22 protein-coding genes are annotated in these 25,055 nt (G+C 45.8%); 10 read left to right on the plus strand and 12 right to left on the minus strand.

Annotated features, from left to right (window positions below; translation table 11 throughout):
- Window positions 1–21: 21 nt before the first annotated feature.
- Entirely contained in the window at window positions 22–648 is a 627-nt protein-coding gene (locus tag NL647_RS05150) for a hypothetical protein (RefSeq protein WP_009696323.1), read from the minus strand.
- Between the two features lie 236 nt (window positions 649–884).
- The gene (locus NL647_RS05155) at window positions 885–1,205 is read right to left on the minus strand and encodes a DOPA 4,5-dioxygenase family protein (protein WP_005450131.1); all 321 of its coding nucleotides are present in this window, start codon (window positions 1,203–1,205) and stop codon (window positions 885–887) included.
- A gap of 593 nt (window positions 1,206–1,798) precedes the next feature.
- On the opposite strand from NL647_RS05155, the gene pdhA reads away from it, so the two are divergent.
- Genes pdhA through NL647_RS05170 form a run of 3 tightly spaced genes read left to right on the plus strand, consistent with a single transcriptional unit; the run spans window position 1,799 to window position 5,008 of the window.
- Window positions 1,799–2,893 (plus strand): pyruvate dehydrogenase (acetyl-transferring) E1 component subunit alpha, encoded by a 1,095-nt coding sequence (pdhA, locus tag NL647_RS05160; RefSeq protein WP_009704619.1) that lies wholly within the window; start codon window positions 1,799–1,801, stop codon window positions 2,891–2,893.
- Window positions 2,886–3,869, plus strand: coding sequence for an alpha-ketoacid dehydrogenase subunit beta (locus tag NL647_RS05165; RefSeq protein ID WP_253649760.1), 984 nt, complete (start codon window positions 2,886–2,888; stop codon window positions 3,867–3,869). The genes pdhA and NL647_RS05165 overlap by 8 nt, the downstream gene beginning before the upstream one ends.
- Entirely contained in the window at window positions 3,866–5,008 is a 1,143-nt protein-coding gene (locus NL647_RS05170; RefSeq protein WP_253649761.1) for a dihydrolipoamide acetyltransferase family protein, read from the plus strand. Before NL647_RS05165 ends, NL647_RS05170 begins: the two co-directional genes overlap by 4 nt.
- Before the next feature lie 714 nt (window positions 5,009–5,722).
- Here NL647_RS05170 and NL647_RS05175 read toward each other — a convergent pair.
- Window positions 5,723–6,688 carry an electron transfer flavoprotein subunit alpha/FixB family protein gene (locus tag NL647_RS05175; protein WP_253649762.1) on the minus strand — a complete coding sequence of 322 codons (966 nt, stop codon included), beginning with the start codon at window positions 6,686–6,688 and terminating at the stop codon, window positions 5,723–5,725.
- Window positions 6,689–6,699: 11 nt separating this feature from the next.
- Window positions 6,700–7,449: an electron transfer flavoprotein subunit beta/FixA family protein gene (locus NL647_RS05180; RefSeq protein ID WP_253649763.1), complete on the minus strand. Its 750-nt coding sequence runs from the start codon at window positions 7,447–7,449 to the stop codon at window positions 6,700–6,702.
- 278 nt (window positions 7,450–7,727) lie between these two features.
- On the opposite strand from NL647_RS05180, the gene NL647_RS05185 reads away from it, so the two are divergent.
- Both NL647_RS05185 and NL647_RS05190 read left to right on the plus strand, forming a co-directional pair.
- Window positions 7,728–9,389 (plus strand): electron transfer flavoprotein-ubiquinone oxidoreductase, encoded by a 1,662-nt coding sequence (locus tag NL647_RS05185; RefSeq protein ID WP_253649764.1) that lies wholly within the window; start codon window positions 7,728–7,730, stop codon window positions 9,387–9,389.
- Window positions 9,390–9,534: 145 nt separating this feature from the next.
- On the plus strand, window positions 9,535–9,702 hold the full coding sequence (locus NL647_RS05190) for a hypothetical protein (protein WP_153303268.1): 168 nt from the start codon (window positions 9,535–9,537) through the stop codon (window positions 9,700–9,702).
- A 52-nt stretch (window positions 9,703–9,754) separates the two neighbouring features.
- On the opposite strand, the gene NL647_RS05195 is transcribed toward NL647_RS05190, so the two are convergent.
- Window positions 9,755–10,726, minus strand: coding sequence for an FAD:protein FMN transferase (locus tag NL647_RS05195; RefSeq protein ID WP_253649765.1), 972 nt, complete (start codon window positions 10,724–10,726; stop codon window positions 9,755–9,757).
- Between the two features lie 95 nt (window positions 10,727–10,821).
- Window positions 10,822–13,836 carry a flavocytochrome c gene (locus NL647_RS05200; protein ID WP_253649766.1) on the minus strand — a complete coding sequence of 1,005 codons (3,015 nt, stop codon included), beginning with the start codon at window positions 13,834–13,836 and terminating at the stop codon, window positions 10,822–10,824.
- A 501-nt stretch (window positions 13,837–14,337) separates the two neighbouring features.
- On the opposite strand from NL647_RS05200, the gene NL647_RS05205 reads away from it, so the two are divergent.
- The 4 genes from NL647_RS05205 to NL647_RS05220 all read left to right on the plus strand — a co-directional run bounded on the left by NL647_RS05205 (window position 14,338) and on the right by NL647_RS05220 (window position 19,537).
- Complete coding sequence (locus NL647_RS05205) at window positions 14,338–15,744, plus strand: DUF3404 domain-containing protein (RefSeq protein ID WP_253649767.1); 1,407 nt, start codon at window positions 14,338–14,340, stop codon at window positions 15,742–15,744.
- On the plus strand, window positions 15,722–16,372 hold the full coding sequence (locus NL647_RS05210; protein ID WP_005531518.1) for a response regulator transcription factor: 651 nt from the start codon (window positions 15,722–15,724) through the stop codon (window positions 16,370–16,372). The genes NL647_RS05205 and NL647_RS05210 overlap by 23 nt, the downstream gene beginning before the upstream one ends.
- Window positions 16,369–17,193, plus strand: a complete 825-nt coding sequence (locus NL647_RS05215; RefSeq protein ID WP_009696335.1) for a DUF2861 family protein — start codon at window positions 16,369–16,371, stop codon at window positions 17,191–17,193. The genes NL647_RS05210 and NL647_RS05215 overlap by 4 nt, the downstream gene beginning before the upstream one ends.
- Before the next feature lie 73 nt (window positions 17,194–17,266).
- Entirely contained in the window at window positions 17,267–19,537 is a 2,271-nt protein-coding gene (locus NL647_RS05220; protein WP_253649768.1) for a glycoside hydrolase, read from the plus strand.
- Window positions 19,538–19,625: 88 nt separating this feature from the next.
- Here the strand turns inward: NL647_RS05220 and NL647_RS05225 are convergent, their stop codons facing one another.
- Complete coding sequence (locus NL647_RS05225) at window positions 19,626–20,273, minus strand: glutathione S-transferase family protein (protein WP_253649769.1); 648 nt, start codon at window positions 20,271–20,273, stop codon at window positions 19,626–19,628.
- Window positions 20,274–20,391: 118 nt separating this feature from the next.
- Here NL647_RS05225 and NL647_RS05230 point away from each other — a divergent pair, with 118 nt between their 5' ends.
- Window positions 20,392–21,222, plus strand: coding sequence for a LysR family transcriptional regulator (locus tag NL647_RS05230; RefSeq protein ID WP_017190893.1), 831 nt, complete (start codon window positions 20,392–20,394; stop codon window positions 21,220–21,222).
- Window positions 21,223–21,231: 9 nt separating this feature from the next.
- Here NL647_RS05230 and NL647_RS05235 read toward each other — a convergent pair whose 3' ends face one another.
- The 5 genes from NL647_RS05235 to artP form a co-directional block, all read right to left on the minus strand.
- Complete coding sequence (locus NL647_RS05235) at window positions 21,232–21,804, minus strand: protocatechuate 3,4-dioxygenase (protein ID WP_061066509.1); 573 nt, start codon at window positions 21,802–21,804, stop codon at window positions 21,232–21,234.
- 138 nt (window positions 21,805–21,942) lie between these two features.
- Complete coding sequence (artM, locus tag NL647_RS05240; RefSeq protein WP_005450156.1) at window positions 21,943–22,611, minus strand: arginine ABC transporter permease ArtM; 669 nt, start codon at window positions 22,609–22,611, stop codon at window positions 21,943–21,945.
- Window positions 22,608–23,297, minus strand: a complete 690-nt coding sequence (artQ, locus tag NL647_RS05245; RefSeq protein WP_005388570.1) for an arginine ABC transporter permease ArtQ — start codon at window positions 23,295–23,297, stop codon at window positions 22,608–22,610. Before artQ ends, artM begins: the two co-directional genes overlap by 4 nt.
- Window position 23,298: 1 nt before the next feature.
- On the minus strand, window positions 23,299–24,030 hold the full coding sequence (locus tag NL647_RS05250) for an arginine ABC transporter substrate-binding protein (RefSeq protein WP_005443853.1): 732 nt from the start codon (window positions 24,028–24,030) through the stop codon (window positions 23,299–23,301).
- An 88-nt stretch (window positions 24,031–24,118) separates the two neighbouring features.
- Entirely contained in the window at window positions 24,119–24,847 is a 729-nt protein-coding gene (gene artP, locus NL647_RS05255; protein WP_101905864.1) for an arginine ABC transporter ATP-binding protein ArtP, read from the minus strand.
- Window positions 24,848–25,055 lie beyond the last annotated feature (208 nt).

Consider the following 25,055-nt stretch of genomic DNA (forward strand, 5'->3'; position numbering starts at 1 on the left):
ACTCAATGAAATAAGTGGCGCTTACTCTTTCTCGGCAGGTTCTTTCTTCATTGATGGCAACACAACCGCAAGCAACAAAGCCAACAGCAGAAATACCGGAGTGAGCGTAAGCCCATGCCAAATGGAGTATCCGTCGTGGAACAACCAGAAAATGCCGACAGTCAGCAGGTATGCAAAGTAACTGCAGAACACCAAACTGATCGCAACGAAGCGCGTACGATTGATGATTAAGATTCGCACCAAATACTGGCTCATGATCCCCGCGCAGTGTACCGCCATTTGCCAATTAATGATGAAACACGCTAGTGCGACAAACCCAGAGATCACCAAGGCATCGTGCGTGTTGAGAATGAAGTAGCTGCCAAAGCGACTGATGATGACGGAGTAATCGCCCTCGTAAACTATAGACCAGGAAATGGCGTTTGCCGCAGCGACAAAATTGGCAAAATACGCGATGGCATAAAAGGTAGTTTGAGAGCTGAATGGCTGAAAGACTTCGGAGCAATAGCCCTGCCATTCTTTTTGATTTGACGTTGGTCCGACCCAGTTACGTTTTTTGTTCGGTACTCGCTCTGCAAACGCAGGACCGTTACGAAACAACAACCAGAAAATATACAGCGCAAGTGCTACTAAGAGTATTGTAAGCATACCCTTTCCCCTCCAGAAATGTCCTTTTCCACTGCCAATGGCGTTGGGGTCGTAAACTGCACTTCCCTGTTTTTGTGCTTAATCTTGTTTTAACGCATTGTTAAACATCATAAATGTAATCAAAACGGTAGTGACGACTTTATCACTACCGTTATTAAGGTTTAGCACACGATGGACGGAATTGCTGAATCTGGATAGACCAAATAGGAGGGAAAGAAACGGTCTACCCAAACGAATTATGCTTCGAGCTTTTCTTCAAACACGCCAAGCTCACGACCTAACCAAATCGCACGCTCGGTATGATCACGCAGCTCGTTATCACTGACAGGATGAATCAGAACCGAAAAACCGCCACGAATAGTATCAAGCCATGCGATAAACTCATCACTTATCGATTCAACATGCAGCTCAAACATCGGCATCTTATGTGGACCAACCAACTTGCACACTAAAGGGAAAACGCGCAAAACATCTTGGCGTTCTTGACGAATGATCTCATTTAAGGCTTGAGCTTTATCCTGCTGCTGAAGCGGGAAGTAAACATGAATGTGGTACATAACTTCTCCATGCGTATCACTGACTTTCATTAGTCGCCACACTACCTGCATTCAACTATCGAGGGAAGCGACAAATTCAAATCTATCGTCAAAGCGTGACGGAGAGATTAACGTGTTACTGGATCTGCACAAATATGGTTGATAATTCACTCAACCTGTCGAATTTTACAGCATAATTTTATTACAAATTTCCTGTCAAACTCAGTGATTCCCTTCAACTTCGAAAACGTACAATTCAAAAAAGCAGTATTTTATCCTAGAAAAGTACGGTGTAAGCGAAACTTTACTGTGGGTTACAACTCAAATTAAAGCATAATTTAACAATTTGTTTACACTTATTGTATCTGGTTATACCAAGATTCATCACTGGATTAGGCGGTGTAAACAGCAGTAATTAATGACGCCTTGTGTTTTACCAGAACACACTTTTGTTAGAGAGACGAGCACCAAAAGCGTCGATAACTATCAAAACAACTGCAATCCTAGGTATGACCTTTTGCGCTGATATCAAAGCCTGAGTACCCATACAGGCTGAGATCGAAACAATGAGCAGCTGCAGTCCAAAAGACCCGCAGCGTCAAAAGGAGCTTGAGATGAACGTTCAGGCATTACCCATGCATCGGTTTATCGACCATGATGGGAACCTCGTCAGCCAACTACCCAACTGGGCTGATCTCGAAACCTTGGTCGGGTTTTACCAAGACATGGTATTAACTCGCACCTACGATAACAAAGCCGTTGCCCTGCAACGCACTGGTAAATTAGGCACCTACCCATCACACCTTGGCTCGGAAGCCGTTGGGATAGCGGTAGGCAGAGCGCTGAAAGCCAGTGATGTGTTTGTTCCTTATTATCGCGATATGCCAGCCATGTGGTGTCGTGGTATAGGAATGGAAAAGAACCTGCAATACTGGGGAGGCGATGAGCGCGGCAGCGACTTCGCTCCTGAAGGCAGCCCTTTTCCGAGCAAAGACCTCCCCTTCTGTGTCCCAATCGCAACTCAGTGTACCCATGCCGTTGGTGTTGCGGCAGCACTGAAAATCCAAGGCAATCACGATGCGGCTTTGGTGATGTGCGGCGATGGCGGCACTTCCAAAGGCGACTTCCTTGAATCCATTAACTGTGCGGGCGCATGGAACATCCCATTAGTCTTTGTGGTGAACAATAACCAATGGGCGATCTCCGTACCGCGCAGTTTGCAATGTGCTGCGGAATTTCTCTCAGAGAAAGCCAAAGGTGCTGGCATCCCCGGTATTACGGTGGATGGCAACGATGTCGTCGCGGTGTTTGATGCAACAATGACTGCCCTCGAACGAGCCAGAAAAGGCAAAGGCGCAACGTTAATTGAAGCAATAAGTTACCGCCTGAGCGATCACACCACCGCCGACGACGCGACCCGCTATCGAAACGAGGACGAGGTTCAAACGGCTTGGCAATATGAACCCGTTCGTCGACTTAAAGCTTTTCTCACCAATCAAGGCGTTTGGAGTAACGAGAAAGAGCAAGAGTGGCAAGCCCACTGTAAAGAACAAGTTGAACTCGCCGTTGAACGTTATCTCAACATGCCGAATCAAGCGCCTGAAACGGGCTTCGATTTCCTTTATGAATCCCTACCCCAAGAGCTTCATGCGCAGAGGGATGAGCTAATCAACAAAGCAATGCGAATGCAGGGAGGGAAACATGGCTGAACTCACGTTAGTTGAAGCAGTGAACCTCGCGCTGCACCATGAAATGGAACACGATCCGAATGTCATCGTCCTTGGCGAAGATGTGGGTGATAACGGTGGTGTATTCCGCGCCACAGTTGGACTCAAACAAAAATACGGTCTTAAGCGCGTTATCGACACACCTCTAGCTGAAGCGCTTATTGGCGGTGTCACTGTCGGCATGGCAACGCAAGGCTTAAGACCAGTGGCAGAGTTTCAATTCCAAGGCTTTGTCTTCCCTGCACTGGAGCATTTAATGTGTCATGCAGCGCGAATGCGTAACCGTACTCGTGGTCGACTCACCTGCCCTGCAGTGTTCCGCGCGCCCTTTGGTGGCGGTATTCACGCACCAGAACACCACTCCGAAAGTGTCGAAGCATTGTTTGCTCACACCGCAGGTTTTAAGGTTGTGATTCCTTCATCACCGCAACGCGCTTATGGTTTGCTCCTAGCAGCCATTCGTAGCAACGATCCGGTAATGTTCTTTGAGCCAAAACGTATCTATCGCACAGTGAAATCTGAAGTGGTGGGTAATGGCGAAGCGCTACCTCTCGACACATGCTTTACCCTTCGCAAAGGTCGCGACATCACGCTCGTGACTTGGGGCGCCTGCGTGGTCGAATCACTGCAAGCGGCTCAAACGCTGTCCAATCAAGGTATCGAAGTTGAGGTGATTGATTTAGCCAGTATCAAACCCATTGATACCGCGTCCATCTTCCGTTCGCTAGAGAAAACCGGACGCCTCTTGGTGGTACATGAAGCCAGCAAAACCTGTGGTGTCGGCTCAGAGCTGTTAGCCAGAACCGCAGAACATGCCATGTGCCTACTCAAAGCGCCACCAAAACGTGTCACAGGTATGGATACCATCATGCCGTACTACCGCAACGAAGATTATTACATGATTCAGGAAGAAGACATTGTGCTCGCCGCGCGCGAACTCGTGGAGGATTGGAAATGAAGACGTTTAACTTACCCGATCTCGGCGAAGGTCTCGCTGAGTCAGAAATTGTGAAATGGCATATCAGTGTCGGCGATATGGTCAAGCTCGATCAAGTGGTGCTTACCGTCGAAACCGCAAAAGCGACCGTGGACGTCCCTGCGCCTTATGGCGGTCGTATCGTGAGTCGTCATGGTGAAGAAGGCGACGTAATCAACATTGGTGCTCTACTTCTGGAAATTGATGAATCCGGAGCAGAGCAAACCGTCTCTGAACAGAAACAAACTGCCGATGCAGCAACCGTGGTCGGTAATGTATCCCAACATGCACACAGCGTGAATGTGGACGACTTCTGGATTGGTGGCGAACACAATCCATCGCCTGATAACCTCATCACAGCCCTACCTTCTGCTCGCTTATTAGCGAAGAAACTGGGTGTTGATTTGGAGTTAGTTAAAGGCAGCGGTCCGGATGGTTTGATCGTCGATGCCGACATCTACGATGAAGCAGGCAAACAACGTCCCGGTACAGAAGTACTCAAAGGCGCACGCCGAACCATGGTGTCGACCATGGCGGAATCCCATCACAATGTCGCGGCAGTGACCATTACTGAGGAAGCTGTCTTAGATGGCTGGAAGCAAGGTGAAGACATCAGTATTCGTCTGGTCCAAGCGATCGTGCATGCGTGTCAGGAAGAGCCAGCTATGAATGCATGGTTCGATGCCGAAACCATGACGCGTTGTGTCCACAGCACGGTGAACATTGGTATCGCCGTAGACAGCCGACACGGTTTGTACGTGCCAGTTCTGCGACATGCCGACGAATATGAGCCTCAAGAGGTACGTCGTTGGTTGGACCAAACCGTACAAGGCATACGTGAACGTAAGATCGGTCGTGAGCAGTTACAGCACGCCACCATTACGCTTTCAAACTTTGGCGCGATTGCAGGCATTTACGCAACGCCTGTAGTTACGCCGCCACAAGTCGCCATTGTCGGTGCAGGTCGAATCATTGAGAAAGTCGTAATTCGAGACGGACAAGCTGTGGCAGTGAAAGCTATGCCACTTTCGATTACGTTTGATCATCGCGCATGTACCGGCGGTGAAGCGGCAAGATTCACAAAAGTGCTGGCAGAGCACTTGAGAAAACCGAGCATTTAAAACAACGTTTGCCATGAATAACAAAAGGGCTTCCGATTGGAAGCCCTTTGTTTTGAGAGTGAATTTGAAAAGATTCTGAATCACGCTCGTTTCTCGCAGTTCAGAATGACGACTTAAAGTAGTAAGCAAGAAAAAGATTCCCTACTCGTTCATTCTTCACTCTAGGGAATGACGCTGTTTGGTCTGTAATCAACAAAAAGCGCCGTAAAAACCTAATACTTAAGAAGAAACTTTAGCGCGTCATTCCAGCAAGCCTAAGCGCGACTAGCAATCTAATGGCAAAATGCACTGAAGGGCTTTCATAGCGATATTCCAACCGTGCACTTTGACAATAGATTCTGAATCACGCTCGTTCCTCGCTGTTCAGAATGACGACTTAAAGTAGCGAGCATGAAGGGATTCCCTACTCGCTCATTCTTCGCTCTAGGGAATGAGGCGGTTTGGTTTGCACTTAGCAAAAAGCGACTTAAGAATTTGAATCTTAGCAAGAAACTCTAGCGCGTCATTCCAGCAAGCCTAGGCGCGACTAGGAATCTAAGAACAACGAACACCGAAGGTCTTTCGTAGTAAGAACCCACAGCGCACTTTGATAGCGGATTCTGAATCGCGCTCGTTCCTCGCTGTTCAGAATGACGACTTAAAGTAGTGAGCAAGAAGGGATTCCCTACTTGCTCATTCTTCGCTCTAGGGAATGACGCCCCACAAATACCGAACTTAAACCTTCTCCAGCAACTCCGGCATAATCTCAAACAAATCACCAACCAAACCATAGTCTGCGACTTGGAAGATTGGCGCTTCAGGATCACTGTTGATCGCCACAATCACCTTGGAATCTTTCATCCCAGCCAAATGCTGAATCGCCCCAGAAATACCCACAGCAATGTACAGTTGAGGCGCAATAATCTTACCCGTTTGCCCAACTTGCAAATCGTTAGAGACAAAACCAGCGTCTACCGCAGCACGTGATGCACCAATTGCACCACCAAGCTTGTCGGCAAGCTGTTCCACCAGCGCGAAATTCTCTTTACTGCCTAACCCTCGACCACCCGAGACAACAACGTTTGCCGCAGGTAGTTCTGGTCTTTCACTTTCCGCTTTTTGCTGTGAAACAAACTCACTGTGCTCTGCCTTAATGACCGTTTCTAACGTCACGACATTCTCGACTACTGGTGAGTCAGACACCGGAATTGCGTCAAACGATGAACTTCGAATCGTCATTACTTTGGTTGTATCGTCCGAACGAACTCTGGCTAACGCATTACCGGCATAAATGGGGCGAATAACCGTATCGAGCGATTCGATCGCAATCACATCTGACAACTGCCCAACATCCAGTGAGGCAGCGACACGGGGCATCAAATTCTTACCAAAGGTACTGGCAGGGGCAAGGATATGAGAATAATCCCGACCAACTTCGGCAATCAAAGTAGATAAATTTTCTGCCAGTGCATGCTGATATTCGGCAGCATCAATAGCGATGATCTGCGAGATACCTTGCACAAACTTCAACTCATCCAAAACCGAGCTGCACTGATGTCCGACTAACAAGGCGGTGACAGGCAAAGAGGCACCGTCTTGTTGAATCTGAGAAGCCGCGCTCAACGCACGTAATGTATCCGCTGAAAGTGATTTGTTGTCGTGCTCCACAACGACCAAGGTTGCTAACGGTTTGTTTTCCATGGTTATGCCTCCTAAATCACTTTCGCTTCATTTTTGAGCTTGTCGACTAACTCGCTCACACTGCCCACAATCTCACCGGCTTTACGGGCAGGCGGTGTCATGACTTCCAGTACTTGCTGAGAGCGTTCAACACTCACACCAAAGAAGTCTGGCGTCATTACCGATAACGGCTTCTTCTTCGCTTTCATGATGTTCGGTAGCGAGGCATAACGCGGTTCATTCAATCGCAAATCCGTACTGATGATCGCAGGCAGATCCAATTTCAGAGTTTCTAAGCCACCATCGATTTCTCGCGTAACCAGAACCGTTTCCCCTTCTACTTTCACTTCCGATGCAAATGTCCCCTGCGGACGATTAGTCAGTGCCGCCAACATTTGCGCGACTTGGTTGTTATCAGTATCGATTGACTGTTTACCCAGAAGCACCAATTGAGCCTGCTCTTGCTCCATCACAACTTTGAGTAACTTCGCGACCGCGAGCGGTTCTGGTGACTGTTCAACATCAATATGAATCGCACGATCCGCACCTAATGCGAGCGCTGAGCGCAATTGTTCCTGACAACTGGTGTCACCAATCGACACCACCAACACCTCCTCTGCTACCCCAGTTTCTTTAAGGCGTACTGCCTCTTCCACCGCGATTTCACAGAATGGGTTCATCGTCATCTTCACGTTGTTGGTTTCCACGCCGGAACCATCAGATTTGACTCTTACTTTAACGTAAGGGTCAATTACACGTTTAATCGCAACCAGTACTTTCACATTCCCTCCTAGCAGATCGCAAAGCGATACGCGTCCTAGCAATTGGGTCATGCGTGACGAAGATTTGTGTTAAAGCTCAGTCTTTTCATTACCTTGCTAACAAAAAACGCATTGTGACATTGTCACTCAAAATCTTTATCACGCCCTATGACGTTACCATTTGAGCTTAGTTTAGTTTACGTTTACGTCAACTGGACTATAGTTCTTTATACGAGCACTGCGTAATAGAAGAAGCACCTGAATCACAAAGAAAGGTTTCGCATAAAGGAAGCAAGAAGATGGAAAGAGAATGCATGGAATTTGATGTGGTGATTGTCGGCGCCGGACCTGCAGGTTTGAGTGCAGCATGCCGCTTAGCGCAACTCAACCAAGAGCGTGAAGGTGAGCCGCTGTCTATTTGTGTGGTAGAGAAAGGTTCAGAAGTTGGTGCACATATCTTATCTGGCGCGGTATTCGAAACGCGTGCATTAGACGAACTCTTTCCTGATTGGCAAAGCATTGGCGCACCGCTTTCCGCCGCGGTAAAAAACGATGCCTTCTTGTACCTAACCACAGACCTGAATCACATTCGTATTCCCCACTTTCTTACTCCCAACCCAATGCACAATGACGAAAACAACTACGTCATTAGCTTGGCGAACTTGTGTCGTTGGTTAGCAGAACAAGCAGAATCGCTTGGCGTTGAGGTCTATCCCGGTTTCGCTGCATCCACGATTAACTACGATGCATTTGGCGCTGTTACAGGGGTAAACACCAGCGACATGGGCTTGGACAAGAACGGAGAAGCCAAACCCAACTTTGAAGCCGGTATTGAGCTAAAAGCCAAATATACGGTATTCGCCGAGGGGTGCCGAGGTCATTTAGGAAAAGAGCTCATCCAACGATTTGGTTTAAACGATGACAAGCAACCGCAACATTATGCGCTCGGGCTTAAAGAGATTTGGGAGTTACCTGCCGATGCCAGAGACCAATCAGGCAGCGTGATTCATTCTGCAGGGTATCCTTTGAGTGAATCCAACACCACGGGTGGCGGTTTTCTCTATCACATGGAGAACAACCAAATCGCTGTCGGGCTTATTGTCGACTTGAATTACAGTAACCCTTACTTAAGTCCGTTTGACGAATTTCAACGCTTTAAACACCACCCTGCAATCGAACAACATTTGAAAGGCGCTCAACGCATCGCTTACGGCGCAAGAGCCATTGCGAAAGGTGGACTATCTTCTCTGCCGAGACAGCAATTCCCCGGCGGTCTATTGATTGGCTGTGATGCAGGTACTTTGAACGTCGCCAAAATCAAAGGCAGCCATACTGCGATGAAATCCGGTTTATTAGCCGCAGAAGCCATTGCTGAAGCATTCACACAATCCAATTCGGAACCGGATTACCAAACCAAGTTTGAAGATTCATGGTTGTATGAAGAGCTTAGTGACACACGCAACTTTGGTGCGAACATTCACAAATTCGGCAGCATACTCGGCGGCGTACTTTCCACCTTCGAACACAATCTGTGGCAGCCTCTGGTTAAGAAACCAGTACCGTGGACAATCACTGATCCTTCGCACGATCATGAACAGCTGAAACCAATTGATGAGTGCCAACCTATTCAATACTCGAAACCAGATGGTGTAATCAGCTTCGATAAACCCTCATCAGTATTTTTGTCAGGTACACAACACGAAGAAAATCAGCCTTGTCACTTGCAACTCGCCTATCCTCATATTCCGATTCAAGTCCATTTGAAGAAGTTTGATGAGCCAAGCCAGCGCTACTGCCCTGCTGGCGTGTATGAAGTGGTAGAAGTCGAAGGCGAGCGAATATTCCAAATTAATGCCGCAAATTGTGTGCATTGCAAAACCTGTGACATCAAAGATCCATCGCAAAACATTACATGGAAAGCACCAGAAGGTGGCGGCGGACCAAGCTATCAAAACATGTAAAAACGTTAGTATGTTTACGCTCTAACAAATGGATAAACAATCCAACTGCTGTTTTTATGCAGAGAAATTTGCCTTCGACACGAACAAATCCACCAGCGCATTTCAATTCCGGATATAATGCCGCCCTTGTTCCAACTGATGAATCATGACAATGCGAAAATACTACGTAACTGAAGGCGACACGACGTCTAAGAAAGAGAAAATTGCCTACCCAAAACTGGCGCTATGTGACCAATGTGTGGGTAGCTATGTTGTGATCAGTGAAGGCGAACGCACGTACGAAGAGTGCGCTAAATGCGGTGCGGACGATTAACGCTAACGCGATAAGTTAATGATACGAGGCAGGTTTGAATCTCTGCCTCATATTACTCTCCCAGAGCTGACTCTTCGCGCAATAAAATACAGCCTTTATAGTCCATCAGCCCTTGTGTGACGTGCACTTCACCTTGCTTTGAAACAACCACTGCCTCGATACCTTGTTGCTGATTTAGGTACGACATCGAATCTTCTACACTCGGTAAAAAGCCAGCAGTACTCCAAATTTCACCATCGACAGACAGGCGAGAGATAATCGTCAAACTGGCGATATCGGTTGAGATTGGCATCCCCGTTTTGGCATCCAACAAGTGATGATAACGCTGCCCGTTGGATTCAAAAAATCGCTCATTGATACCCGATGTCACCATCGACATGCCTTGTAAAGGTACGACGCGAACTACGTCACCACGCTCTGATAATGGGTTCTGAATGCCCACATTCCATGCTTTGTTGCTGTTATCTGGCGAATGACCGATGGTCAGTACGTTCCCACCCAAACTGATAAAACCGCTTTGTACGCCTGCTTCAACCAGTTTGTGCTTTACCTGACCAGCGAAGTAACCTTTAGCAATCGCGCCCAAGTCTATCTCCATCCCCTTTTGAGCTAAGAACACCGAGTGGTCATCTTCGTTCAAAATGATCTTGGTAGGATCGACCAAGGATAACTTGTCGGTAATCACATCATGAGACGGCACTTTGGCATCCTTAAAACCAATTCGCCACGCTTTTACAAGCGGACCAACTGCAACGTTAAACGGGTTTCTTGTGTCTTCACTGTATTGTTTAGCAAGCTTAATCAGGTCAAATAGGTCATCTGCTACCACCACAGGCGCAATGCCCGCATTTTGGTTGACGCACATCAGCTCAGAGTGGGATTGATTGACCGTGAATCGCTCTGCATAATCGGCGAGTTGGGCATAGGCTTCTCTGATCAGTTGCTCACCATTCGAGTGATACACCACCACATCGATAAAGGTGCCCATCATCTGAAATCTGGCGCTGTATTTATTGGTGCTCATCGATTTCTCCAAACACTGAATACGGAAAAAGAGGGAAGCATCACTCCCCTCTTATTGATTACTTATCTTGCTCTGTTTCGCTCTTGAATGAGTGCTTAAACAAGATCAGATGCACTCTCACCAGCGATGCGACCATAAGTGAAGATATCGATCAGCGCGTTACCTCCGAGACGGTTACCCGCGTGGATGCCACCTGTTACTTCGCCCGCTGCGTATAGACCTTGAATAACTTCGCCGTCTTTACCAATCACGCGCGCCTTAGTATCAATCTTCAAGCCGCCCATAGTATGGTGAACTGAAGGCTGACGTGGCGTCGCGTAGAACGGTGCTTTTTCCACTTTCAAACCGAACGCACTCTTATGGAACTCAGGATCCTGTCCTGCATCCACACAAGCGTTGTATTGTGCGATGGTGTTAGTTAGCTCTTGCGTCGGAACGCCAATTTTCTCTGCCAACTCTTCTAGCGTGTCAGCTTGAATAATGATGCCTTCTTTGATTTCACGTTCGATGGTTTCATCTGACGTATTCGCTGCGGTTTGACGAATGTTCTCGTCCGCAATCATGTAAATCAGACCACCGTTATCGAAGAACGCCTCAGAAAGCACGTCACGGCTACCACACTCATCAACAAAGCGCTTACCTTGCTTGTTCACGAATACAAAGTTCTCTGGTGGCACAATCAGACCGGTCAGCAGCGCACCTGATTTAGGGTCACCAACTGGCATTAATTGCACAAAGCCCATACCAACTAATTCTGCGCCTGCTTTCTCACCAATTTCGATGCCGTCACCAACCAATGCTGGTGAGTTTGTGGTCTTGATGTCGTCCGCGATTTCTTTCCAGTATGTGTTGTACTTTTTGATCATCTGAGTGTTTGCGCCGAAACCACCAGAAGCCAACACCACACCATGATTCACGTGAAGGATAAGCTCTGTGCCGTCCGCTTGAACCGCTTTGATGCCCACCACTTTACCGTTATCAACCATCAAATCCGTTGCACGCGTATCTGTAATGATGCGACCGTTTTGCTCTTGAATGCGTTTTGATAGTTTGTCGACAAACTCTACGCCTTTTGGACGTTTAGGTTTGTGTGCACGACGCCACAAGGCACCAACGGGGATCTCAACAACGCTACGGTCAAAATCAATGCCCTTTTCACTCAACCAATCAATAGATTCCATAGAGCGAGATGTTAGGGTTTCAACCAAGTCGTATTGACCGTAAATCGATTCACCGTTCAAGTCGGTACGTTTACCACCAAGGTAGGTTTGAATGCGGTGTAATTCGACAGAATCAAACAAGTACTGCTTGCCGTTCTCAAGGTCTGTAAAGTAGCCATCCAGTTGCGCTTTAAGCACTTTGAAGTCTTCTAAGTACTCACCCGCAAACTCGGATTCCGCTGTTTTCGCTAGCAGCATCAAGGTTTCTTTTTCGCCAGGAAGTGCAGGGAAATCACCTTGCCATTTTGGTTCTGCCGCGTTCACCCAACCGCCAGTACGCACCGTGTTACCACCGATTGCAGGGAACTTCTCAAGCAAAATAACCGACTTGCCTTTATCTAGCGCCGTTAACGTTGCACTCAAGCCGGCACCGCCGCCGCCAACAACCACGATATCCACGGTTTCTTCGATGGTTTTCGATGACCATGCCACCGCTTCTTTGGCTTTGCAGCGCAGTGCTTCTGAGTTACCGCCCGCCAGATCAACCGCGTTTGATACGCCGTCCAGTACTGCTTGGCTGCTGACTGTCGCACCTGAAATCACGTCGATGTTCAGTGTTTGACCATCAAGAATTTGTTGAGGAATACGTTCAAACGCTGGGTTTGCGATGCCGTCCGATTCTTTTGAAGAGTCCACCACAATGTCGAGGATCTTATCTTCAGAGAACGTAACGGTAACCGGTAAATCACCATTGTGACCGCGACCATACGCCGTGTATTCACCTGAGTTAAATTTGATTGGAACGTTCTGCAGCTCTTTGATGCGTTGGTGCTTCAATGCTTCTGCTGCGCTGTCCACAATCATGTAGTCCATGATTTCCCAAAGTGGTGTTGGAATTTGCAGCGTTTCTTGTTGCGCGATGTCCGCGAACTCGGCACAGGTCTCATTGTTAAGCGCTTTGTTTGCCCAAGTAGGTTCAACCAAATAACCTTTACCGACACTGACCATGTCGTAACCTTGCTCTAATGCATTTTCTGCATCTTTACGCTGAGCAATACCACCAACACCAATCACTGGTACTTTTGCGACACTTTCAGATTGAAGCTTACGGTATTTGTCGATTAGCGGCTCTTGATCCTCAGGTGTGACGATAGAATTGCGTAACCAGCTACCCATTGAGAAATGGAAGTAATCCAAGCCGTGAGTCGCAAGCTTATCTAGTAGGAACATGGTGTCATCAAAGCGGATGCCCGGCTGTTCAATCTCCTCTGGAGAGAAGCGGTAACCGATGATGAAATCAGATTTGTTATGTTGCTCAGCCACTTGCTTGGTTTTTGCAAGTACAGCCAGTGGGAAAGAAGTACGTCTTTCAATGTTGCCACCCCATTTGTCGTTACGACGGTTTGAGTGTGGCGAGAAGAATTGCTGAATCAGGTATGTGTTTGCGCCGTGAATTTCAACGCCATCGAAACCGGCAAGGATTGCACGGTTTACTGCATCACCAAAGCGCTCGATCATCTCTTCGATTTGCTCTTTGGTCATCTCAAGTGGTGTTTCAGCGTTGTCACGTAACGCAGCGACAGGACTTGCAGAAATCGGTTGGTGTCCGCCATTGAACTCAGGGTTTGCCATACGACCCGCATGGTAGATCTGCAGGATAGCTTTAGAGCCTTTTGCTTTAATCGCATCGGCAAGCTTTGTTAAACCTGCGATTTTGCTGTCGGTATCAATACCAAGCGCACCCGGGAAAGCACGACCGTAATTCTCTACAAACGCACTCTCGACAATGATCGCCCCTGCATCACCAGAACGAGCCGCGTAGTAGTTGATCATCTCTTGCGTTACGCTGCCATCAAAGAATGCAGACTGAATCGTCATCGGTGCCATCACGATACGATTATGCAGTTTGACCCCTGATTGAAATACAATTTCATCGACTAACTGAGTCATAAATAGTTTCCTTTAACAGATTAATTTTCATATCAAAGGCACCTCCAGTTCGGTCAGCGCACCACAAGTGTTTTTGATATGAAAACCAATGTCCTTATTCGATAACCACAAAAATATTATTGATTTGACCGTATGAGTAAAATGAATACTTTGCATTTCAGCTATGATTGGTACGCATTAATTACAGGCTAAGTGGTTTGATTTGAATGGTAAAAAAGGCAGGAGATGAAGTGCGACGCCTTAATGTTTAGTTAGGCGCTAAGCCTTTTCTGAACTGGAATATAACGAGTAATTTAAGTGCTAACTTACGAAGAAAAGGTAAAAGTGAATTGGGTAACTAGACGATTACTCAGCGACTCAACAAGCCTACGAGGTACGGATATTATCGCCGTTATCTGTACTCCGTATTTTTATGTTTCGGTACTATTGTTGACAGTAGGGTTACAAAACTCAGTGAAATAGCTCTAGAATTCGAGGGTCTATTTGAAACCAAGGTTTGTCATGTTTGAGCGCATATCTTTCTTATTGTTTGGCAGTTTACTGTCATGCTTGGCGCATGGAGAAACCTTGCAAAATCGCTGGCAAGAGCTCTACCAAAATACATGGCAAAACACTCCATATGCCCTTACACAGAACGAATTGAGTCGTTATCCACCAGCCTTATTAAAAAGTAGTGCACTCTATCCCGACTTCAAAACGTTTACTTGGCATGATTTACGACTCTTAAACACCGCCGCGACCCATTGCCAAAGCATAAAGTCAGATAACGCCAAACTTAACCGAGCGATAGAGTTTGAGCTTGCACTTTGTAGAGGAAAACAATTAAAGCCGGACTGGTTTAGCTCAAACGATGTCATGCACCCAGCAGGCGGTGGTTATGCAGATCGATACCTCAAAAAATATAATAACATTGAGCCACAATCATTAATGGCAATTGCACCATTCACCACAATTTCCAACCCAATTAACCCCTTACATCGGAAGCTGGGTTCCCTTTCTCCGCAAGGACGAGATGCCCTGCTAAATGGTTATCGAGCATGGTTAGAGGCTGATACCCTATGGCTTGGAAATGAAAGTGGCTTAAAAGCGGTGTCTGCTTCGGTTTGGCAGCCGCTAGCTCAAAAAGCCAATCTGTCTTTACAAGGTGAGAATTGCGCTTTTACTTACAGTAATTTATGCATCGCAGAAAGAAACACGTCGACAATTTCATGGCAGATCGTGCTTACTCTTTTAGGAGGCATTTGCTTAGCTTTTATTGCTCGACTGAGCTTTTTAAAGCATAAACAACGTCGAGAAAAACGTTTTATTTTACAGTTGCTCACTCATGAACTTCGAACCCCTATCACTAGCTTAGGGCTAACTGTAGATATATTTCGCCATCAATTTGATGATATGGACGAGACATTACAAGATACGTTTTGGCGTTTGGTTTCAGATTATCAGCGCCTTTCGCAACTTACTGAGAACAGTAAGACCTATTTGAGCACCTCAACATCAGATAAGTTGTTGTATCAAACCGCATCACTAGAAGAATGGCTAACCTACTGCTGTGAGAAAAATAATGTGAGATATCAACTCAACCAAGAAAAGCAACTTAGCTTACCTTATTACTGGTTAACGATTTGTCTTGAAAACTTAGTCAAAAACGCTCAACAGCATGGAGCCGGAGCCATCACTGTGCATGTTCACGTTTCTCAGACACTGACGATAGAAGTGCAAGATGAAGGTCAGTTCCCTTCTTATTGGCAACGGTTATTTCCTTCAAAAGCGACTCATTCAAACAACATGGGGATTGGTTTAGATATTGTGAAACATTTAATGAAGATGGCGAATGGAAAACTCATCATTCTTCGTAACCCTACTCGTTGTATATTGGAGCTGCCTTATGAAGACCATTCTGCTGATTGAAGACGATGAACTACTCGGTCAAGGCTTGGTTGCCTTTTTCACATCTCATCAGTTCAAGTGTTTGTGGGCGACCAATGCCGAACAAGCCAACAAACTCTGGTATAAAGCGGATGTGATAATTTTAGATCGTCAGCTAAATGACGGAGATAGTTTACAACACTTAGCTCAGTGGCTATTGCTGAAAGCGGTACCTGTTATCGTTTTAACGGCAAAAATAGAGGTTGAGCAACGTATTGAAGGACTAATGGCTGGCGCAAAAGATTACGTTACTAAACCATTTTCTAGCGAGGAGTTACTTGCAAGAGTACTCACTCAATTGCGCCCTCTTGGTTCTAGTTTGTTGACGTACGAGAATATCGAATTGGATTTAGGGCAAAGAGTAGCGCGAGTTAAACAGCAGAACATTGCGCTAAAACCGAAAGAATTCCAGTTACTATTGCTGTTAGTTCAAAACCAAGGGCGAGTTTTTCACCGAGATGAATTGCTGAACAAAATTTGGGGGTATGAAGCCTTTCCCAGCACTCGTACCGTAGACAACCACATATTGCACTTGAGACAAAAACTGCCAAGCTTGAACATTGAAACGCATCGCGGTGTAGGTTATCGACTTCGTGAGGAACAAAAATGACACGAGTATGCAAAAGGCTCCTATTCGCTTTAGCCGGTGCGGGGACGGTTTTGTCGACTTATGCTCACGCAAACCTATTTACAGCCTCTCCGCTGGAACATACTTATCAAGCCACGTTGACTCATCAGCCTCAGTTGGCTTGGCAAGAGCTTTTTCTCGCTCTACGTCAGAATGAAATCAGTAGCAAATACTGGGTTCCTATCAAGAATGAACTCCTATCCCAAACCGCTTGTGGAACGGAGTTGAGTTCAGGGAAGAAATTGACTTCACAACTCACGCTTGGTGTGATTAGGCGATTTGGGCTCACCTCTCAAGGTTATCAAATCCGCCTTTCTGTTGAGCAATACACGAAAAATCAATCCGTTACACTCACATCGCCAAATGGTGTTGCATTACTTAAAGGTGACTTGATTGCCAACCCACAGTATCAAGAAATCGAGAGCATTGACCTGCTGCAAAAACCAGTCTCGGGAATTTACACCTTATCTCTTGGAAACCAGAAAATCGATTTACTGATTGCAATTCCAGAAGGTGCACCATGGTTATCTCTGGAAAATAAAGAAGGGCACAGAACAGTCGAAACAACTTTGCCAAGTAGCGTCTCATCTTGCCCAAAAGCCATGGCAACGTGGCAATGGTTTGATAAGAACTACAATTTGCTAGGCAGTACGATCCCATTTACCCATTCTCTTGAAGGCATTCCTAAACAACCGTTCACCGAGGACAAAGCAGAACATTTGACTGCAAGTGTTGAATTAGTTGAGTTTCAAAATGGCGTGCAAATTGAGTATATCCAGCGATTAGCCATCCCCTATCGATGAATAGAGACATATAGGTGACACGCGCAATATTGCACTTCGATTAAATGACGTTATCGTTAATTGGAGTTTAATTATGTCACCCAAAAAAGTTTTACTGTTTCTTTTTCTTAGTAGTATTAGTCTTATCGCAATCAGACCAAGTTTTGCCCGACCTATACACCTTCACGATCAAAACAACCAAATCTATATTGCACCGCAAACACTGGAAATTCGTTGGAATACATTATCCATAAACGAAGCCTCATTAACCGTCGACAAACAGAAGCAACAAAGTTATGAGATTCTTAAAATGGCAAAGAATCTTGTTTCTTGGAAGCTTATTCCTAGCCAAATAGAAGTCACAGCAAGATTATCAGACTCTACGCTCGACCTTTCCTTTGACTCTGGATCAAACACGACCGTTTCTCGCCAAAAACCAATGTCTCTGAATTGGTTTGATCTCAATGAAAATCGAAGCCAAACGCTTCTATTACCCCTTAGCGAGGGAATGCGAATTCCTATCTCTAACGCGCAATGGGCTGCGTTCCTCGAAGATAACTATTCGGGTTCAAACACGACACAAGATCTCAAAATGCCATTTTGGACAGTCGAACAAAACGGCAAGTACATCAACTATCTCATTACAACGCCAACCAATAACCTGCTCAACTTCGAACGCGTCAATGGACGAATTAACATGTCTGCGAGCCATCAATTTACGCAACTTAATAAAGATGCCCCCTTTAAGTTGCAAGTATCGATTGATGACACGCAGTTGAGCGGAGCAAAAGCATATCGCCTATGGCGCCAACATGAAGGATTCAGCGATCCTCTCAGTGCAAAAGCAAAACGCAATGCCAATGTAAAGAAACTGATTGGAGCAAGCCACGTGTATTTGTTTGGTAAAGGTCCACTTAGCATTAGTGATGTAAAAGACTGGTGGGGTCTGAAGAATTGGTATTTGACACAATCCAATTTGACAGTGCCAAGCTCCGCAAAACAAGAGCTAGACGCACTAAAAAAACAGCAAAAATGGTTTAGCCAGTATCACAAGCAACTGCTGCTCGATTCAATTATTGACTCGTTAACGATAAAGTTCCCTGTCTCTTATCCAACCTTAGACAACAATACTATCCAAGATCAGTACCGCGCGGCTCAATCTATTAAGACCTACTTAGCAACGCATGCTGGTCGCTATTTGAATGGCACAAATACTTGGGGACAAGCGCTTTCATCTGGCATGCTCGATAACTTTCACAAAGCGGGATTAGATCATCTTTGGCTTGGTTTTGATAATTGGATGCCAAGCTTCTATAACCCACAACTTATAGATACCGCGAAACAACAAGACTATTTAGTTGGCGTATACGATTCTTATAACACTGCGATTCACAAAGGCAGTAACGACGGTTGGTTAACGGCAAACTTGCCTGAAGAAATGCGCCTAGGGTGCGCAATTGAACTCGCTAGCGGAAAAAAGAAATCTGGTTTTCGAGGGAATGGATATTATCTCAACCCGAACTGTCACTTGGACTATGTAAAGCGTCGGATGTTAGATATTGTTAAATATGGTCACTTTAATAGTCTTTTCTTGGATGTCGATGCGACTGCAATGGCAAGAGAGGATTACCGCGACAACAGTGGCGAAAATGACATGCTAGACGCGTTTAATCAAAGATTAGGTTGGTTGGCAAAACAAAGCGACCTTGTTTTGGGTTCTGAGGACGGCAACGGGTTAACCACTAAAGGCATTGCATTTGCTCACGGCTTAGAAACGGTTGGCTTTGGTTGGATTGACGCCGACATGACGAAACATCGCCAATCTGAGTATTACCTCGGTCGTTGGTACCCAGACCAAAAACCAGAGTACTTCTTTAAATCTGCAAAAGTAAAAGAGCCTTATCGTTCGCTACTCTTTGCACCTCAATATCGTGTTCCCCTTTATCAAACGGTATTTCATGATGAAGTGATTAACTCTCATCATTGGCATACTGACAGTCTAAAATTCAGCAATGTAAAAATGGAGCGCGATCTAACTGCGATGTTGTACAACACCCCAGCGATGGTACATCTCACTCGAGACGAAGCTCTGACAGATCAAAGCAAACGAATACAAGCGCTAAAGCACTATCAGGATGGCTTCGCTCCTATTCATCAACAGTTGTGGAACCAAGCGTTAGTGGATTTTTCTTGGTTAGATTCTGAGGGTAAGGTCCAGCAGACAACCTTTGAGAATGGCAGCCAAATCATTGCTAACTTCTCATCTTCTCCTTATGACAACAATAATATCGCCGTACAAGCAGGTTGCATTTATGCACAACTAAGTAATGGGCAAAAGATAAATTGGTGCAGTCAGGCGCAATAATCCAAAGGGAACAATCTAATTTCTACTGACACTTTCTCTACAGTGGTTACTTAGAAGTAGACTAAGCAACCACTGTAGAGGGGTGACTTTAAACTTCTACCCCTGCTTCATCTTCTTCTACGATATCCGTTTCTTGGCTCGCCTCTTCCAACCATTGCTGTAAAGATTCACTTGCTAGCACCTTATGTTGGTAGGCTTTGGCACCTTCCGATAACTCGATGCCATAAGTTTGGAAACGCAATGCCACTGGTGCATACATGGCATCGACGATTGACCATTCTCCAAATAGCCAACCATTCGGATGCAGCTTGGCTTGTTCTGCCCAAATAGCGTCAATGCGAGCAATATCTTTACGTGCACCTTCAGTTAAATCGACTTTTCTGCGCGCGCGGATATTCATTGGGAGTTCGTTTCTTAAATCAAAGAAACCCGAATGCATTTCTGAAGCGATGGCGCGTGCTTTAGCCCGTACTGCGGAGTTGCTTGGCCATGCTTTACCTTGCAAGTATTGCTCGTTTACGTATTCCAAAATCGCTAATGAATCCCACACTGTTGCATCGCCATCCATCAAGACCGGTACTTTCGCCGTTGGTGTAATATCTTCCAAGGTCTTATAAAAATCTTCCGTGAATAACTTGAGCTTGGTGACTTCCACATCCAGTTTGAATTGAGAAAAGATCAGCCATGCGCGAAGTGACCAGCTTGAGTAGTTTTGGTTAGCAATAAACAGTTTCATGACGCCTCCATGCGGTTCGTGTTTTGATTACCAATTAACAATATCTGATTGTATTTAAGGGGACTAACGGATAGTTTTGATGGAACACTTCAACAAAAACGATGGATGAGTTTTAGATATGGATATCGATGCGTTGCGCAGCTTTCTTGCTTTTGTAGAAACGGGAAGTTTCACTCGTGCTGCCAAGCAGATCAATCGCACCCAATCAGCGTTTAGTGCACAAATGCGTAAGCTGGAAGACGAACTCAGTGTCAGCTTATTTGAAAAAGAAGGTCGCAATCTTGTCTTAAGTGAAGCGGGATTGGCACTACGCTCTCATGCAGAGCAACTAGTCAGCTTACATAATCAAGCGCTGAAACAGGTGAAACGCTATGAAAATAAGCGTCCTCTTCGCTTAGGTTGCCCAGAAGATTACAACGACAATATCCTGCCTAAAGTCATTCGTGTATTACAACAATCTGAACCCACGTGTTCGATTCAAGTCTTCAGTGAGCCCAGCATCACCTTGAGAGAAAAGCTGGATGAAGGAAAGCTAGACGCCGCTATTGTGACTAGAGCACCGGACAGTGAAGAAGGTTATTGGCTAGCAAGCGACAAAGGCGTGTGGATTGCTCACCCTGATTTTAATATCGAGGCCGCCCAACCTCTCCCTCTTGCCCTTTTCCAAACCGACTGCAAATACCATGCGGCAGCGGTAGACGGATTAACCAAACGTGGTATCCCTTATCAACTACTGGCGTGTTGCAATACAGCATCGGCACAAAGAGCGATTGTACGTTCAGGCATGGCTATCGGTGCTATGGGCAGTATTAGCGTTAGCGATGATCTCGAGATCTTAAACGATATGCCATCGCTGCCTTCCGTGGATATCGTTTTAGTCACGGGTGTTGAGCCTCATCCAATACTGGATAAAGAATGCTTGGCGCAATTGGTTGAGTTAATGGCTTAACCGGATTAGCTAGCCAATCACAAAGTTAAATTCGCCTGTTAACCGCCCGTCGATTCGTATAGTTTCAAACTGCAGATAATCACGGGCTTTGCCTCCCCACCATTCATCGCCAGTATTGCCTTTCAAGTACAACTGAGTGGTCAGAAGTTCTTGATTATCTCGCCACAACTTAACGTGAATGTGCGGTGGGCGAGAAGCATAAGGTACAGGGTACAAGGTCTGAAACAAGTAGCGACCATCCGATTGAGTTTCGACTGCGCCAAAGCCAGTAAAGTGAGCATCAAACTTATCGTTATCAGGTTGCTTAGGATGATCGTAAATCCCCTGCCCATCGCATTGCCAGATTTCTACTTTGATGCCTGAGGCAGGGTTTCCCGATGTATCTAATACTCTGCCTTGCAACACGATAGGTTCACCGACCAAGCCTTCTGATTGCAGAATCAAGTTTTGACGAAGAGGAATATCCACTACTGGATAAAATGGTCCTTCTGTTTGTGCTGGCGTCGACCGCATTGGTGTTTTCGCTTTTAAAGAGGGGGCGAACAACAATGTCCACAGTGCTAAAAAGTGTCTTCTTTCCATGATGCCACCAATGCAATTGGGTTGAATTAAGTTTGGTGGAACTCGAGGAATTTGCCATGACAAATATAAAAAATGCCCCTGCAAGAGAGTCATTCGCAGAGGCACTGTGGAACTAAACGATGAGTGTTGATTGAAGGATTATGCGGCTTCGAACGCCAATGCTTTCTTCTCTACCTGACGGAAAATGAGAGTCAGCACACCATTTACCGTTAAATAAAATGCGCCTGCAACACCAAATACTGTCAACGTATCGTAAGTTTGTGCGTTAATGCGCTGCGCGTAACCCATCAGATCCATGATCGTAATCGTGCTTGCTAGTGACGTGCCTTTGAAGACCAAAATCACTTCGTTCGAGTAAGCCGGAACAGCACGGCGAATAGCGTATGGCAGAAGCACTTTCAGTGTTGCTGTTTTGTTCATGCCTAATGCACGACACGCTTGCCATTGACCGGAAGGAATCGCGTTAAACGCTCCTTTGAACAACTGAGTGCTGTAAGCAGCGGTATTGAGTGCTAATGCTAGCATCGCACAGAACCAAGGTTGGCTTAACCATGTCCAGAATACGCTTTCTCTTACGACATCAAACTGACCTGGACCGTAATACACCAAGAAGATCTGCACCAACAAAGGTGTACCAGTAAACAAGGTGATGATGCCACGACTTAACCAATGCAAACCCGGAGTACGTAAGATCAGAGTCAGCGTCATCATCAAAGCTAAGAGACAGCCCACCACCAAAGAAGCGGCGGTCAATTGAAGGCTAGTGCCTAAGCCATCCAGCATTTGCCAAACGTGTTGTTCGTTCATGCGGTAGCCTCCTGTCCCATACTCATGCCTTGAATTGAGAACTTCTTATCAATCAGTTTTACGGCACGTTGCGTAATCAAAGTAATGCCTAAGTAAATCGCCGCAGCAGTTGCGTACCATGTAAACGCTTCATGCGTCGCTGCAGATGTTAGCTGTGCTTGCTTCAATAAATCCGTTACGCCAATCAGTGATACAAGCGCGGTATCTTTCAGCAAAACCAACCATTGGTTAGTTAAACCTGGTAGCGCGTGTCTTACCGCTTGTGGCAAAACAATGCGAACAAAAGCGTGTGCTTGACTGATGCCGAGTGCACTTGCTGCCTCTCTTTGCCCTCTTCCAACGGCTTTCAATGCGCCACGTAGAGTTTGAGAAGCATAAGAAGCGAAGATTAACGACAACGCCACCACGCCAGACAAGAACGGGCTAACCTCTATAAAGTCTCCGGTGATTAAAAACAGAACCTGCGTCGAACCAAAATAGATGAACAACACGACAAGGATTTCTGGCAAGCCACGTACAATCGTCACAAACGCCGTCATTGGCCATTTAACGAAAACGCGGCGAGACATTTCACCACTGGCGAATACCACTGCCAGAATCAAACCGACTAATAGGCTTGTGAAGGCTAGCTGGACAGTCATCCAACTAGCTTGAACAAGCGATAAAGAGTAACCCGTTAGTGCCATATTACTTACCGAAGTACTTGTTGTAGATTACGTCGTATTCGCCGTTTGCTTTCACTGTTTTCAGTGCTGTGTTCAGCTTGTTCACTAGCTCGTCGTTACCTTTGTTTACTGCGATACCGAAACCGTTACCGAAGTATTTAGGGTTAGTGACGTGCTCACCCACGTAAGCTAGGTTATCTTCTTTCTTGAACCATTCTGCTACGACTGCTGTGTCACCGAATACAGAATCAATACGACCATTTTTCATATCGATGAACGCGTCTTGGTAGCTTGAGTAAGGAACCGCGGTTACGCCCGGCATTTGCTCAATCAGGTAACTTTGGTGTGTTGAACCGTTTTGAACACCAACGCGCTTACCTTCTAGTGCTTTTTGATCAGCCACTTTTTCTTTGATAGAAACAAACGCTGCTGAGTTGTCGTAGTAAGGGTCAGAAAAGTTCACTTGCTCCAAACGTGCATCAGTAATATCCATTGCAGAGATAGCCGCATCATAACGCTTGAATTTTAATGCAGGGATCAGGCTGTCAAAAGACTGGTTGTGGAAGGTACATTTTGCTTCCATTTCTTTACATAGTGCGTTCGCCAGATCCACATCAAAACCTTGGATTTGGTTGTTTTCATCCATGTATTCGAACGGTGCGTAAGTCGCTTCCATCGCAAATTTGATCTCTTCTTGTGCTGCTGCGTTCGCTGAGACAAGGCCGATTAGTGAAGCTAGTAGAATCTTTTTCATTGCAATACTCCGTGTGTACTTAGTGGGCTGACACTCGCAATGACAGCCGAGCTTATCTGTTAAATAGACTGAACTTTAAAAACGTAATTTAGTGATTTAGGTAATCGGCAAACTGAGTGGTTTGCGGATTAACAAATGCGTCGTGCGTACCGTGCTCTACGATGTGCCCTTTTTCTAGGTATAGAACATGGCTAGCGATTTTCTTGGCGAAATCCACCTCATGGGTCACAACAACTTGTGTAATTCCCGTTTCGCTTAAATCATTAATAATCTTGACCACTTGATTCGTAATTTCAGGGTCAAGCGCTGCGGTAGGCTCATCAAAAAGTAATACTTCTGGTTTCATCATCAGCGCACGGGCTATCGCCACACGTTGTTGCTGACCACCAGAAAGTTGCATCGGCCATGCATCCGCTTTGTCTGCCAAATGCAGCGTTGCGAGAATTTGCATTGCCTGCTTCTTCGCTTGTTCTTTATCCATGCCAGAGACTTTTACCGGAGCCTCAATCAGGTTCTCCATCACTGTCATGTGTGGCCATAGATTGTACTGTTGGAAAACCATGCCCACTTTACGACGAAGCGCTAAACCTTGTTTCTCTTTGATTTCAGTTGAAAAGTCGAATGCGTCATCAGCGATGTTTAATTGCCCGTTATCCGCGCCTTCAAGAAGGTTAAGAACACGTAGTAGAGAGCTCTTCCCTGCACCACTTGGACCGAGTAACACCAGCGTTTCACCGCTTTCACAATTAAAACTGACATCGTGTAAAACTTGGGTATCGCCGTAAGATTTATTGATACTTTTAACTTGAATACTCATGCTGCCATACTGCATTAATTGTCATCTGGGAGTTATACTAGCAAGAAAGAGATTTTATGCAATAAAAATGTATAAAAATTTAGATTGTTAATTTTTTGTATAATAAACAACCAACATAGCAGAGTATATGACTGGCGCAATGAGTTTAGGTTTTAACGAGGTTTGTTGAAAAACCTAATGGAAAGGAAGTCAATGAAAGGCAATAAAA

Source organism: Vibrio sp. Y29_XK_CS5 (assembly GCF_024181835.1).
GTDB classification, from domain to species: Bacteria; Pseudomonadota; Gammaproteobacteria; order Enterobacterales; family Vibrionaceae; genus Vibrio; species Vibrio harveyi.